This is a genomic window from Pseudooceanicola atlanticus, assembly GCF_000768315.1.
Classification (GTDB): Bacteria; Pseudomonadota; Alphaproteobacteria; order Rhodobacterales; family Rhodobacteraceae; genus Pseudooceanicola; species Pseudooceanicola atlanticus.
Genome location: NZ_AQQX01000002.1, coordinates 624,653 through 638,128 on the forward strand (window position 1 = coordinate 624,653; position 13,476 = coordinate 638,128).

The window sequence follows — 13,476 nt, forward strand, 5'->3', positions numbered from 1 at the left end:
AAACAATGAAGGACCTGTTGAGAATGTACTGCCCGACCTCGGGGGCCCGCGCATGAGCGGCTTCGTCGAAACACTGATTGACCGCTTCGGACCGTCCGTCGTGACGGCCGGGGCGGAAAGCCCCGAGAAGTACCACCATGACTGGGCCGGCCTGGCACCTGTCGTGCCGCTGGCCCTCGTTCGTCCCCGCACCACCGAGGAGGTGTCGGAGATCATGGCGGCCTGCCACTCCGAGGGTGTGCCGGTTGTGCCGCAGGGCGGGCTGACCGGGATTTCCGGCGGCGCGCATCCGGTGGCGCGCGGCATCGTCCTGAGCCTTGAGAAACTCGACCGGATCGAGGGTATCGACACCGATGCCGGCACATTGATCGCGGGGGCCGGCGTTGTCCTGGAAACCGCGCAGGAGGCCGCGCGGGACAAGGGCCTGTTCCTGGGCATCGACATCGGATCGCGCGGGTCCTGCCAGCTGGGCGGGGTGCTGGCCACCAATGCCGGCGGCAACACCGTGGTACGTTACGGCATGGCGCGGGATCACGTGCTGGGCCTCGAGGTTGTTTTGGCCGACGGCACCGTCATCGACGGCATGAACACCATGCTCAAGAACAATGCGGCACTGGACCTGAAACACCTGTTCATCGGGACCGAGGGGCTGCTGGGCATCATCACCCGCTGCGTGCTGCGGCTGCATCCGCTGCCGCCCGCCAAGGAAACCGCCTTTGTCGGCTGTGGCGGCACGTCCGAGGTGATCGGCCTTTTGCGGACGGCACGGGAAACGCTTGGTCCGATGCTGTCGAGTTTCGAGGTCATGTGGCCCAGCTTCTTCGACATCATGTCGGAGGGTACGGGGCTGGGATCGCCACTGGCAGGCAAGCACGGCGCCTATGTCATCATCGAGGCCACCGGGTTCGACAAGGAAGGCACCCGAACGGCCGTGGAGACATTGCTGGAGAAAGCGTTCGAGGATGGGCTGGTCGGCGATGGCGTCATCGCGAATTCGGTCAAGGAGGAACGCGCGCTCTGGGCCGTGCGGGAAAGCCCGGCGGAATACGAAAGGGTGCTGGGCCCGGTGATCCCCTTCGACGTCGGGATCCCCATCGGCAAGATGGACGAGGCCGTGACACGGATCGAGGCCGAGGTTCATGCGCTGTTCCCCTCGGCGCGGACGCTATCCTACGGGCATATCGGGGATTCCAACCTGCATGTCGTGATCAACGTGCCCGAGGCCGGACAGAACCAGCCCGAGAAAGAGATCAAGGCCTGCGTCTACGGCATCACCCGCGACCTGGGCGGCACGGTTTCGGCGGAACATGGCATCGGCGCGATAAAGCGCGATTACCTGGGCTATTCCCGCAGCGCCGATGAGATCGCGGTGATGCGCGGCATCAAGCAGGTGATGGACCCCAAGGGCATCCTGAACCCCGGAAAGAGCTTTGACGAAGGGCAGGCTGCATGACCTCGCTTCGCCGCAAGGTGCAGGAACGGGCGCCCCTGCGTGGCCCATTCCTGTCGATCCCGTCGGCCATGACCGCCGAGATCGTCGCCGGGGCCGGACCGGATTTCCTGTGCATCGACACCGAACACAGCCCGATCAGCGATGCGGTAATGACGGACATGATCCGCGCCGCCGACGTGGCTGGCCTGCCCGCGTTGGTGCGGGTGCGCGGGCTGTCGGGGCAGAATATCGCCGCCGCGCTGGATGCCGGGGCCTGCGGGGTCCTGGTGCCGCATGTCTCGACTGCCGAAGAGGCGCGCGCCGTCGTGCGCTATGCGCGTTTCCCGCCCGAAGGGTGCCGCGGCGCCGGACCGGGGCGCGCGGCCGGTTACCTGCGGGACATTCCGGGCTACATCGCCCGCGCCCGCCAGGACACACTCGTGATGGTCCAGATCGAGACCATGACCGCCATCGAAAACCTGGCAGAGATCATCGCCGTGCCTGGCATCGACCTGATCCTCGTCGGCCCGGGCGACCTGGGTGTCGACCTGGCCGCCCGCGGATCGGACAAGAGCGTGGACGAGGTCATTCCCGGCATTCTCGACACTGCCCGGGCGGCGGATATGCCGGTTGGCATCTTCTCGCCCGACCGCGACAGCTCGGCCCGGTGGCTGGAGCAGCTGTCCTTCGTCATCGAAGGATCGGACGCGATGTACCTGTCTCTGGCGACAGATGCCGCCTTTGCACCGCTCAAGACCGGAAAGACCTGAATATGGACCACCGCTTTTTCGATTTCGACGCGACCGATCCCGTCGAACGCTACCGCCTCATGGCCAATTCCGTGACCCCGCGCCCGGTGGCCTTCGTCACGAGCGTCAGCCCGGAGGGCGTCGCGAATGCGGCACCGTTTTCCTTTTTCGGTCTGCTGAGCCACGATCCTGCGACACTGGCCATCGGAATCGAACCGCGGCTGGACGGGCGGCGCAAGGATACCGCGCACAACATCCTGAAAACCGGTATCTTCACGGTGCATATCGCCGATCATGCGCTGACCGCGCAGATGGATGCCTGTGGCGCGCCGGTCGAACCGGGCGAGGACGAGCTGTCCCTGAACGGCATTCCGACGGTTCCCGGCACGGCAATCGACATCCCCCGGATCGCCACGGCTCCCGTGGCGATGGAATGCCGCCTGCACACGACGCTTGAGCTGGGTCCGGCGCGGGACATCGTGGTCGGCACCATCGTCGGGTTCCACCTGCGCGAGGACGCGATCACCGCAGAGGGCCGCATCGACCAGACGATCCTCGACACGGTCGGTCGGGTGGGCGCCATGAGCTATGCCACCACGCGGGACCGGTTCCAGCCCTGACGACCGGACGGTTTATACTTCAGATCTAAAGTAATTTTACCGTATCGCGGGCGCCTGCGATGCGCTCCGAAGGGATTCGGGCGCGCGATATGTCTGCAAAACGACCGAAAATCCGCCCTCTCTGCACAATTATTTTGCACATATTTGCAACGCGGATCCTGCGGGATCCGCGAATTTCCTTTATTCCGTTGGGGTTGCTGCACTGCCGCATGATTTGCAGTGCAGGTGCGGCGGAAAAAAAGCTTTGAACTTGAAGCAGAAAAGTACATGCATTTGCATATCTTACTTTTTAGAAACCAAAGACATCGACAGAGGGAGACCACCATGACCGCCAAGGATACCCTGGCTCAGCTGGCAGGCGCACTGCTCGACGGATCGATCAAGATCGTCGATTGCACGGCCCCGCTCGGCCCCAAGACACCGCTGTTGAAGCTGCCGGACGAAATCGCCGACCAGACCCCGCCGATCGAGATTCATCCGATCTCGAAATACGGTGACCGTGGTCCGTTCTGGGCGTGGAACTGGCTGAAGCTCGGTGAACATTCCGGCACCCATTACGACGCGCCGCATCACTGGATCACCGGCAAGGATTACCCGGACGGATCGGTGGACACGATCAATCCGCAGTACTTCATGGCGCCCGCGAACGTCATCGACTGTTCCGCCGAAAGCGCTGCGGATCCGGACTTCCTTCTGACCGTGGATCACGTGAAGGCCTGGGAGGCCGAGCACGGCGAGATCAAGGAAGGTGAGTGGGTGCTGATGCGCACCGACTGGGACCAGTACAACACCGACGAGGACAAGTTCCTGAACGCGGACGAGAATGGCCCCCACACCCCCGGGCCGACCGCAGAGGTCATCCAGTACCTGATGGAAGACCGCAAGGCGCTTGGCTGGGGGTCGCAGTGCATCGGTACCGATGCGGGCGCCGCCGGTGGGTTCGAAATCCCCTTCCCCGCGCACAACCTGCTGCACAAGCACAACCGCTACGGCCTGGCCTCGCTGACCAACCTCAAGGAGCTTCCGGCCAAGGGCGCGATCCTGGTGACCGCACCGCTGAAGATCGTCGAAGGCACCGGGTCCCCGATCCGCGCCATCGCCATGGTTCCGGCGGCCTGAGCCATGTCCAACGCAGTCGATATCGCCATCGTCGGGTCGGGGATCAATGCCCTGACCGCCGGCGCAATGCTGGCAAAGGCCGGCAAGCGCGTCGCGCTTTTTGAACGCGAGGATGTCGCGGGTGGCTGCATGCGGACCGAAGACATGGCCGAGGGGGTCAGCCATGATCCCCTCGCCACCACTTTCGTGCTTTGGGTCACGGGTGCCGCGCATGGCGCGCTTGGCGAAGACCTGGCCCGGCACGGTGTCGAATTCTGTGCGACCGATACGCCGACCGGCGTGCTGATGCCCGACGGGCAGGCGCTGGTCTACAAGATGGATCGGAGCGCCAATGTCGCGGCCTTCAACGCGGTGTCCGACGGCGATGGCCAGCAACTGGCCGCCGATCTGGACACGTTCGGGGCCAATGCGAACCTGCTGTTCGGGCTGATGGGCGGCGATCCGTGGTCGAAATCCACCGCCAAGCTGATGGCCAAGGAAGCCTGGTCGCGGGGCCCGCGCGGGCTGGCCGCGACGATGGGTGACGCGCTGCAATCCATGCGCGGCTGGCTGGAAACCTCTTTCGACGGCGACCTGACCCGCGCGCTCTGGGCGCCGTGGTGCCTGCATGCGGGCCTTGGCCCCGAAGCCGCGTTTTCCGGGCAGATGGGCCAGGTGATCGGCTTTGCGCTGGAGGCCGCGGGCGCGCCCGTCGTCAAGGGAGGCGCGGCTCAGATGGTCCGCGGACTGGTCGCGATCATCGAGGAAAACGGCGGCACGGTCCGCTGCGGGGCTGAAGTCGCCGAAATCACGACCTCGGGTGACCGGGTCACCGGGCTGGTCCTGACGGGCGGAGAGAAGATCGCCGCCGACAAGGTTCTGGCCTCGGTCACGCCGCATCAGCTCTATGAACGCCTGGCGCCGGCGACCGACCGCGCCGAAGATTTGCGCAAGTACCGCTATGGCCGCGGCGACTTCCAGCTGCATTACGTGCTGGACGGCGATGTCGACTGGACCACGCCGGGTCTGGAAAACGTGCAGCTGCTGCACATGACGCCGGGTCTGGACGGTGTGTCCAAGGCCGTCAACGAGGCCGAGCGCGGCCTGCTGCCCGAAGTGCCCACGATCTGCGTCGGCCAACCCTGCGCCGCCGATCCGTCCCGTGCACATAAGGGCAAGAGCGTGCTGTGGCTTCAGCTGCCCGAAGCGCCGCGCATGGTGAAGGGCGATGCTGCCGGCACCATCGACACGCCGGAAAACGGCGAATGGACCGACACCCTCCGCGAAGCCTATGCCGACCGGATCGAGGACATCCTCGCCAACCATATCCGCGATTTCAAATCCCGGATCGTGACCCGCCGCGCTCTGTCGCCTGCCGACCTGGAAGGCATGAACATGAACCTGGTCGGCGGCGATCCATACGGTGGCGCATGCACGCTGGAGCAGTTCTTCCTGTGGCGCCCGTTTTCCGACAGCAAGCGCCACGGCACGGATATCAAGGGCCTGTACCATATCGGCGCCTCGACGCATCCGGGTCCCGGCCTTTCGGGGGGATCCGGCTTCCTCATCGCCAAGGAGCTTGGTGCATGATCGACCGGCCCGAAGAGCTTGAGGAATTCACGCCCTACCTGATGAACCGGATCATGGCCCGGTACAACAAGGGTGTGGAATCCTCTCTCAAGGAGGTTGGCGTGACCGTCGCGCAGATGCGTGCGCTGGCCGTCCTTGCCGAAGGCGGGCCCTGCACGATCAATGAATTGTCGGTTCTGACCGTCATCAAGCAATCCACGCTGTCGCGCACACTGGACGGAATGGAAAAGGCCGGCCTGATCCTGCGATCCGCGCAGGAAGGCGACAACCGCTACCGGATGATCAGCCTGACCGACGAGGGCGAAACCGCCTACCGGGCGGCCTGGCCTGCCATGCTGGCGATGCAGGACACGATGCTGAAGCCACTGGACCAGACCGAACGCCACACCCTGAACGCCATCCTGCTGCGGGTGCTCTACGACATCCGCCACCACGATTTCTGAAGACCGACTGCCAAGGCCCCCTCTCCTCAGCCACAGGACCAGATCATGAAACGCACCCTCCTGACCGCCGCACTTGCCCTTTTCCCCGCCCTGACCCCTGTCCTTTCCCAGGCCGAGGGCCTGCCGGGAATGCGCGGTGTCGATCATATCGGCATGACCGTGCCCGACCTTGGCGAGGCCGTGACTTTTTTCAGCGACGTTCTGGGCTGCACCGAAGTGACCGGCTTCGGCCCCTTGTCGGACCCCGAGGGCACCTTCATGCAGGACCTGCTGGGCGTCGATCCCAAGGCAGTGATCGAAAAGGTCACGCTGATGCGCTGCGGGTTTGGTGCGAACCTTGAACTGTTCCAGTACAGCGCGCCCGATCAGGCCACGATCACCCAGAAGAACAGCGATATCGGCGCCCATCACATCGGTATCTATGTCGACGATATCGACGCCGCCGTCGCCTACCTGGACGAGAAGGGCGTGCGCCACAACTGGGGCCCGCTGCCCGTAAGCGACGGCCCGACCGCGGGCCAGTCGATCATCTATTTCTACGCCCCCTGGGGCCTGCAGCTTGAGGCCATCAGCTATCCCGATGGCATGGCCTACGAGGCGGAGGCGGACACGGTCCTGTGGTCGCCCAAGGCCCCTGCAGAATAACCCGAAACAACCAGCCTGAACCGGAAAGGAGACACCAATGGCCGAACGTTCGTTTGCCAAGGAAGTCCAGAAACTGAAGAAAGGCGATGGAGAGACCTTCACCGGCGAGGGGATCCTCGCCATCACCAAGGCCCTGCTTGAAAACGGCGTCGGCTATGTCGGCGGTTACCAGGGGTCGCCCATCTCTCACCTGATGGACGTGCTGGCCGATGCGCAGGAGATCCTGGGCGAGCTTGGCGTGCATTTCGAAGCCTCCGCATCCGAAGCGACGGCGACCGCAATGCTGGCGGCCTCGGTTCATTACCCGACCCGTGGCGCGGTAACCTACAAATCCGTCGTCGGTACCAACGTGGCCTCGGACGCGCTGTCGAACCTGGCATCCGGCGGCGTGACCGGCGGCTCGATCATCATCGTCGGCGAGGATTACGGCGAAGGATCGTCGATCATGCAGGAGCGGACCTACGCCTTCGCGATGAAGAGCCAGGTCTGGATGCTGGACCCGCGCCCCAACCTGCCGACCATCGTCAAGACAGTGGGCGACGCGTTCGAGCTGTCCGAAGCCTCGAACACGCCGGTCATGCTGCAAGTCGGCATCCGGTCCTGCCACGTCCATGGCAGCTTTACCGCGTCGGACAACAAGCGGCCGGAACTGACCGTGTCGGACGCACTGGAAAACCCCAAGCGGAAGCTGGACCGCATCGTCCTGCCCCCCGCCACGTACATCCACGAACAGGAAAAGCTGACCAAGCGCCGCCCCGCGGCCGAGGAATTCATTCTGGAGCGCGGCATCAACGAACGTTTCGGCACCCCCGCCTCCAAGATCGGGCTCGTCATCACCGGTGGCAGCTACAACACCGTGATCCGGGCGCTGAACCGTCTGGACCTGGCCGATATCTACGGCGACACGCAGATCGACATCCTGTGCCTGAACTGCGTCTACCCGCTGGTGGACAGCCAGATCCTGGACTTCTGCGAGGGCAAGGATGCCGTGCTGGTCGTCGAGGAAGGCTTCCCCAACTATATCGAACAGCAGATCTCTCACGTGCTCTACAAGGCCGGGAAGTCGATCAAGCTGGAAGGCAAGGGCAAGCTGCCGATGGGCGGCGAATATACCGGCCAGGTGATGGTCGATGGCCTCGCAGAGTTCCTGCAGGATCACGCGCCGGGTCTGCTGCCAGTCACCAAGGTGGCCACGAACGAGGAACCGGTCGCCATTCCGGACTTGACCGACACGCTGCCGGCGCGTCCGCCGGGATTCTGCACCGGCTGCCCGGAGCGCCCGATCTTTGCCGCGACCAAGCTGGTCGAGGAAGAGCTGGGCGAGCATCACATCTCCTCCGATATCGGGTGCCACCTGTTCTCGATCATGCCGCCCTTCGACCTGGGCGCCACGACGATGGGCTACGGGCTGGGCCCGGCCTCCGCTTCGGCCTTCCGCAACGAGAAGAAGGGCGGACGCCGGTCAATATCTTTCGTGGGCGATGGCGGGTTCTGGCATAACGGCCTGACCTCGTCGATCGGCAACGCGGTCTTCAACAAGTCCGACAACGTCATCATCATCGTCGACAATTACTATTCGGCGGCAACGGGCGGGCAGGATATCCTGTCGTCCCGCGCGACGAACAAGACCAAGGAAACACAGCATTCCATCGTCGATGCGGTGAAGGGCATGGGCGTCAAATGGGTCCGGCATATCGACCGCACCTATGACGTCACCAAGATGCGCGACACCCTGACCGAGGCACTGACCACCCCCGAAGAGGGGCCCAAGGTCATCGTCGCCTCGTCGGAATGCATGCTGAACAAACAGCGCCGCGTGAAGCCCGAGATGGCCAAGGCGGTCAAGGATGGCAAGCGCGTGGTGAAGCCCCGCTTTGGCGTCGACGAGGACGTCTGCACCGGCGACCACGCCTGCATGCGCCTGTCGGGCTGCCCGTCGCTGTCGGTCAAGGATACCGGCGATCCGCTGCGCGACGATCCGGTCGCCTCGATCGACCAGACCTGTGTCGGATGCGGCAATTGCGGCGAGGTGGCGGATGCCGCCGTGCTCTGCCCGTCCTTCTACCAGGCCGAGGTCGTGTCGAACCCGACCGAACGGGAAAAGCGCAGCGCCAGCCGGTCGCAGCGCCTGATGGGCTGGCTGCAATCGCGTCGTGACGCCAAACGCATCGTCTACGCCTGAGGAGATGACGGCATGAACATTCCAGTCCAACCGATCATCGCCCGCCGGTCCCCCGGCCCGGATGGCGAGAAGATCATCACCCTCGCGGCACTGGCTGTCGGCGGACAGGGCGGCGGCGTCCTGACCGACTGGATTGTCGCGGTAGCCGAGGCGAACGGCTACCGCGCGCAGTCCACCTCCGTGGCCGGTGTGGCGCAGCGGACGGGCGCCACGATCTACTATGTCGAGATGTGCCGCGATACCGGTCGCATGCCGGTCTTTGCCCTGTCGCCCGCCATCGGCGATGTCGATATCCTTATGGCGTCCGAGTTGATGGAAGGCGGGCGCGCCATCATGCGGGGCTTTGTCACGCCGGGGCGGACCACCATGATCGCCTCGACCCACCGGATCCCTGCCGTGGCCGAGAAGATCGCCCCCGGCGATGGCCGCGCCAACGGCCCCGAAGTGATCGAGGCCATGGGCATTGCCGCCGACAAGGTCGTCGCCTTCGACATGGAAACCGTGGCCAAGGACGCGGGGTCGGTCATCTCCTCCTCGCTTCTGGGGGCGCTGGCCGGGTCGGGTGCCCTGCCCTTTCCGCGCGAAAGCTATGAAGAGGTCATCCGCAAGTCGGGCCGCGGGGTCGAGGCCTCACTGAAGGCTTTCCGTGACGCCTGTGACATCGCCGAGGGCAAGACCGCCGTGCCGGTCCTGCCACCCGAGCCGGTCAAGCCGGCCCCGAACCTCGTCGTACCGGACAAGCTGAAGAAGAAATGGGCCAAACTTGAGGCCCGCATCGCAGCCCTGCCCACACCGGCCCAGGAAATGGCGATGCTGGGGCTGCAGAAGGTCGTCGATTACCAGGACGTGAAATACGGCGCGCAATATCTGGACATGGTCGAACAGGTGGCGGCGCTGGATGCCGAACCCTACGACATGACCTCCAATGCGGCCAAGTATTGCGCCCGTGCGCTTTGCTATGACGACTTGATCCGCGTCGCCGACATCAAGACCCGCGCCACCCGGATGGACCGCGTGAAGGGCGAGGTCGCGGTGCAGGACGGACAGGTCCTGATGCTGACGGAATATTTCCACCCTAGGTTCGAGGAATTCGCAACCACCCTGCCCCGCCCGATCGGACGCTGGGTGCAATCCCGCAAGGGGTTCGAGGCTTGGTATGGCCGCAATCTGGACAAGGGCCGGCGCATCCGCACCGACAGCATCCGGGGCTTCCTGATGCTGTGGACCGTGTCCTCGCTGCGCCCGATGCGCCGCCGCCTGCTGCGCCATCGGTCCGAGATGGATCACGTTGATGCCTGGTTCGCCAAGGTGCTGGAGACGGCAAAGACCGACCGCGCGCTCGCGGCCGAGCTGCTGGCGAACTACCGGCTGATCAAGGGCTATTCCGACACCCATGCGCGCGGCCTGTCCAAGTTCGCCCGCGTGATGGAGGCGCTGGACATGCTGAAGGGCCGCGACGACGCCGCCGATTGGATGCGCCGCCTGCGCACCGCCGCGCTGGACGACGTGAAGGGCGAGAAACTGGATGGCGCGCTAGCGACAGTGCGCAGCTTTGCGGGGTAACGACATGGGCGGTCAGGTTGTCATCATCGGATCGGGGATCAACGGTCTTGTCGCCGGGGCGGAACTGGCCGCGGGCGGTAAATCCGTCCTGATCCTGGAACGCGGCCCGACCCCGGGCGGCGCCGTCCGCACCGAGGAACTGACCCTGCCGGGGTACCGCCACGACGTGGCCGCGATGAACCTGTCGATGTTCGCCGGGTCCGCCTTCATGGCCGCGCATGGCGAAGAGATGGGCAAGCACGGGTTCGAACTGGTCCCGATCCAGCGGCCCTTCGCCCAGGCCCTGACGCCGGGCGATTACGTCGGGATCTCGACCGATGTCGAGGAAACCCTCGCGACCTTTGCCTCCGACGCGGACAAAGCGGCCTGGCGTCAGCTGATGGCCGATTTCCCCGAACGCGTGGCCGGGGTCGGCGGTCTGCTGGGCACGCCGATGCGGCGCGGCCCGCTGGCCAAGTTCCTGTGGTCGACCTGGCGCCGCCTTGGGACTGCCGGCACGCTTGAGCTGGCGCAATTCCTCATGACCTCGCCCCGCGACTGGCTGACCGGAACCTTCGAGGACGAGCGCCTGATCGCGGCCCTGTCCTCATGGGGTATGCACCTGGATTTCGCACCCGATGTCGCGGGCGGAGCGATCTTTCCCTATCTCGAAGCGATGGCCGGACAGGCCATGGGCATGGTGATCGGCAAGGGCGGCGCGGATACCGTGACAAACGCCCTGGTCGCAATGATCGAGGTCCATGGTGGGCGGATCGAATGCAACACCGAGGTCACCGCAATCCGCCATGCCGGCGGCAAGGTGACCGGGGTCGAGGCCGGTGGCCGCACGATCAACTCCGACACCGTGCTGGCCGGTCTGGCCCCAAAGCATCTGGCGCGACTGATGGGCCCCTCGGGCAATGCGCGGTTCGACAAGGGCCTGACCACGTTCCGCCATGCGCCGGGCACCATGATGCTGCACCTTGCGGTAGATGGGCCGGTGCCGTGGAAGGCCGAAGCGCTTGGCCAGTTCGCCTATGTCCATATCGGGTCCTCCATCGACACAGCCGCGCAGACCTATGCCCAGGCCAAGGCGGGCCTGCTGCCCGCGACGCCGGTTCTGGTCGTCGGCCAGCCCTCGGTCTTCGATCCGAGCCGCGCGCCCGAAGGCAAGCAGACGCTCTGGGTGCAGGTCCGCGTGGTACCGGCCGAGATCCGGGGCGATGCCGCGGGTCAGATCGACGCCACCGACTGGGACGCCGTGAAACCTGCGATGACCGAACGGGTGCTCGACCTGATCGAGGCGCAGGCGCCTGGCATACGCGACCGTATCCTCGGGCAGCACGCCGTGTCGCCGCTGGATCTGGAGGCCGAGAACCCGAACCTCGTGGGCGGCGATCAGCTCTGCGGGTCGCACCACATGTCACAGAATTTCCTCTTCCGTCCGGTCCGCGGCTTTGCCGACGGAACGACCCCGGTGAAGGGGCTGCACATGATCGGTGCAGCCTGCTGGCCCGGGGCCGGGACCGGGGCGGGGTCCGGCCATTTCACGGCGCAGGCTCTGTCATGAAACAACCAACTCACCCACAGAATCCGGCAAACCGGATCACCTCAATCCAACAGGAGCGATAAATGACCAACTACCCTCTCTCCCGACGCAGCTTTCTGGGCGCGTCCTCGGCCCTGGCGGCACTGGCCGCTTCGGGTCTTTCGGTGTCCGCCCAGAGCGGCAGCAACCTGACCATCGCCTACAACATTCCGGTTCTCAGCTGGGACCCGACCACCGGCCCCGCCGCCGTGAACCCGGTGCTGCAATCCTACTACCTTGCCGTGTTCGACCGTTTCGTCGGCCAGAAGCCCGACCTGTCCTTCGAACCCGGTCTGCTGACCGACTGGGGTTTCTCGGAAGACAAGTCGACCATCACCATGACCGTCCGCGAAGGCGTGAAGTGGCACAACGGCGACGACTTCACCCCCGAGGACATCGTCTGGTCGCTGGAACGCGCCGGCAATCCCGAAACCGGCAACCCGATCCAGTTCGTCTGGGGCAAGTTCGGCAACTACCGGATCGACGGCCAGACCATCACCGCCGATGTGCTGGAATTCGAACCGACCCTGTTCAAATGGATGGCCTTCTTGACCGGCTACGTCCTGCCCAAGAAATACTACGAGGAAGTCGGCGCCGAGGGCTTCGAGAAAGCCCCGATCGGGACCGGCCCCTACATGGTCGACGCCATGGAACAGGGCGCCTATGTCCGCCTGAAGGCCTTCCCCGATTACTGGGGTGAAAAGCCCGATTTCGAGACTGTGACGATCAAGTTCGTGACCGACGCGGCATCGCGCGTCGCCGAGGTGGAATCCGGGTCCTCGGACGTGACGGTGAACATGCCCTACGAGGATTACGACCGCCTGATCGCCAAGGACGGCCTGTCCGGTGAGGCGATCCCGATCACCGATATCGGCATGATCTTCCTGAACGATATCGAGGTGATGACCGACAAGAACGTCCGTCTTGCCGCCCACCACGCCATCGACAAGCAGCTGATCATCGACCGCCTGCTGCGCGGCTACGGCGTGCCGCTAGCCACGCTGGAAGCACCCGGCTACGCGGCCTATGACGAAAGCATCACCTTCGACTACGACCCCGACAAGGCGGTCGAGCTGCTGGCGGCCTCGGGTTACTCCACCGAGAACCCGGTGAAGTTCACCATCCAGACGACCCGCGGCTTCAAGCCCAAGGATTACGAGATGATCCAGGCCATCGTCGGCATGTGGCGCAAGGTGGGTATCGAGGCCGAGATCGAAGTCTACGAGATCGCCAAGCACTACGAGCTGCGCGCGACCGACACCCTGGCCCCGGCGGCGTTCTACAACTGGGGTAACTCGATCGGCGATCCGTCGACTTCGACCGGGTTCGCGATGTTCGGCCCCTCGCCCCACTCCGTCTGGGATACGCCCGACCTGATCGAAAAGATCGCCCCGCTGTTCGGCGAAGCCGACGAAGAGGCGCGGATCCAGGGCTACAAGGACGTGTCGAAATACATCACCGAGCAGGGCTATGTCATTCCGCTGCTGCAATACGTGATGCCCATCGTCTATGCCGACAGCGTCAGCGTCACGCCCTACACCTCGGGCGACCTGCTGCCGCAGGCGATTTCCCAGGCTTGATCTGACG

At 64.7% G+C, this 13,476-nt stretch carries 11 protein-coding genes; all 11 read left to right on the top strand.

Annotation, left to right across the window (positions count from 1 at the left end; genetic code table 11):
• The first annotated feature begins 52 nt into the window (after nucleotides 1–52).
• The 11 genes from ATO9_RS07095 (at nucleotide 53) to ATO9_RS07145 (ending at nucleotide 13,469) form a co-directional block, all read left to right on the top strand.
• Nucleotides 53–1,453 carry an FAD-binding oxidoreductase gene (locus tag ATO9_RS07095; RefSeq protein WP_043747182.1) on the top strand — a complete coding sequence of 467 codons (1,401 nt, stop codon included), beginning with the start codon at nucleotides 53–55 and terminating at the stop codon, nucleotides 1,451–1,453.
• Nucleotides 1,450–2,202 carry an HpcH/HpaI aldolase family protein gene (locus tag ATO9_RS07100; protein WP_043747184.1) on the top strand — a complete coding sequence of 251 codons (753 nt, stop codon included), beginning with the start codon at nucleotides 1,450–1,452 and terminating at the stop codon, nucleotides 2,200–2,202. The genes ATO9_RS07095 and ATO9_RS07100 overlap by 4 nt, the downstream gene beginning before the upstream one ends.
• Nucleotides 2,203–2,204: 2 nt before the next feature.
• The gene (locus tag ATO9_RS07105) at nucleotides 2,205–2,801 is read left to right on the top strand and encodes a flavin reductase family protein (protein WP_081979479.1); all 597 of its coding nucleotides are present in this window, start codon (nucleotides 2,205–2,207) and stop codon (nucleotides 2,799–2,801) included.
• Between the two features lie 324 nt (nucleotides 2,802–3,125).
• Nucleotides 3,126–3,920: a cyclase family protein gene (locus ATO9_RS07110; protein ID WP_043747186.1), complete on the top strand. Its 795-nt coding sequence runs from the start codon at nucleotides 3,126–3,128 to the stop codon at nucleotides 3,918–3,920.
• 3 nt (nucleotides 3,921–3,923) lie between these two features.
• A complete protein-coding gene (locus ATO9_RS07115; protein ID WP_043747188.1) occupies nucleotides 3,924–5,489 on the top strand; it encodes a phytoene desaturase family protein in 1,566 nt (521 codons plus the stop codon).
• Complete coding sequence (locus ATO9_RS07120; protein WP_043747190.1) at nucleotides 5,486–5,932, top strand: MarR family winged helix-turn-helix transcriptional regulator; 447 nt, start codon at nucleotides 5,486–5,488, stop codon at nucleotides 5,930–5,932. The genes ATO9_RS07115 and ATO9_RS07120 overlap by 4 nt, the downstream gene beginning before the upstream one ends.
• A gap of 45 nt (nucleotides 5,933–5,977) precedes the next feature.
• Complete coding sequence (locus ATO9_RS07125; protein WP_043747192.1) at nucleotides 5,978–6,577, top strand: VOC family protein; 600 nt, start codon at nucleotides 5,978–5,980, stop codon at nucleotides 6,575–6,577.
• A gap of 37 nt (nucleotides 6,578–6,614) precedes the next feature.
• Complete coding sequence (locus ATO9_RS07130; RefSeq protein WP_043747194.1) at nucleotides 6,615–8,759, top strand: thiamine pyrophosphate-dependent enzyme; 2,145 nt, start codon at nucleotides 6,615–6,617, stop codon at nucleotides 8,757–8,759.
• Between the two features lie 12 nt (nucleotides 8,760–8,771).
• Complete coding sequence (locus tag ATO9_RS07135) at nucleotides 8,772–10,322, top strand: indolepyruvate oxidoreductase subunit beta family protein (protein ID WP_043747196.1); 1,551 nt, start codon at nucleotides 8,772–8,774, stop codon at nucleotides 10,320–10,322.
• Between the two features lie 4 nt (nucleotides 10,323–10,326).
• A complete protein-coding gene (locus ATO9_RS07140) occupies nucleotides 10,327–11,871 on the top strand; it encodes a phytoene desaturase family protein (protein ID WP_043747198.1) in 1,545 nt (514 codons plus the stop codon).
• A gap of 62 nt (nucleotides 11,872–11,933) precedes the next feature.
• The gene (locus ATO9_RS07145) at nucleotides 11,934–13,469 is read left to right on the top strand and encodes an ABC transporter substrate-binding protein (RefSeq protein WP_043747201.1); all 1,536 of its coding nucleotides are present in this window, start codon (nucleotides 11,934–11,936) and stop codon (nucleotides 13,467–13,469) included.
• Nucleotides 13,470–13,476: the final 7 nt, after the last annotated feature.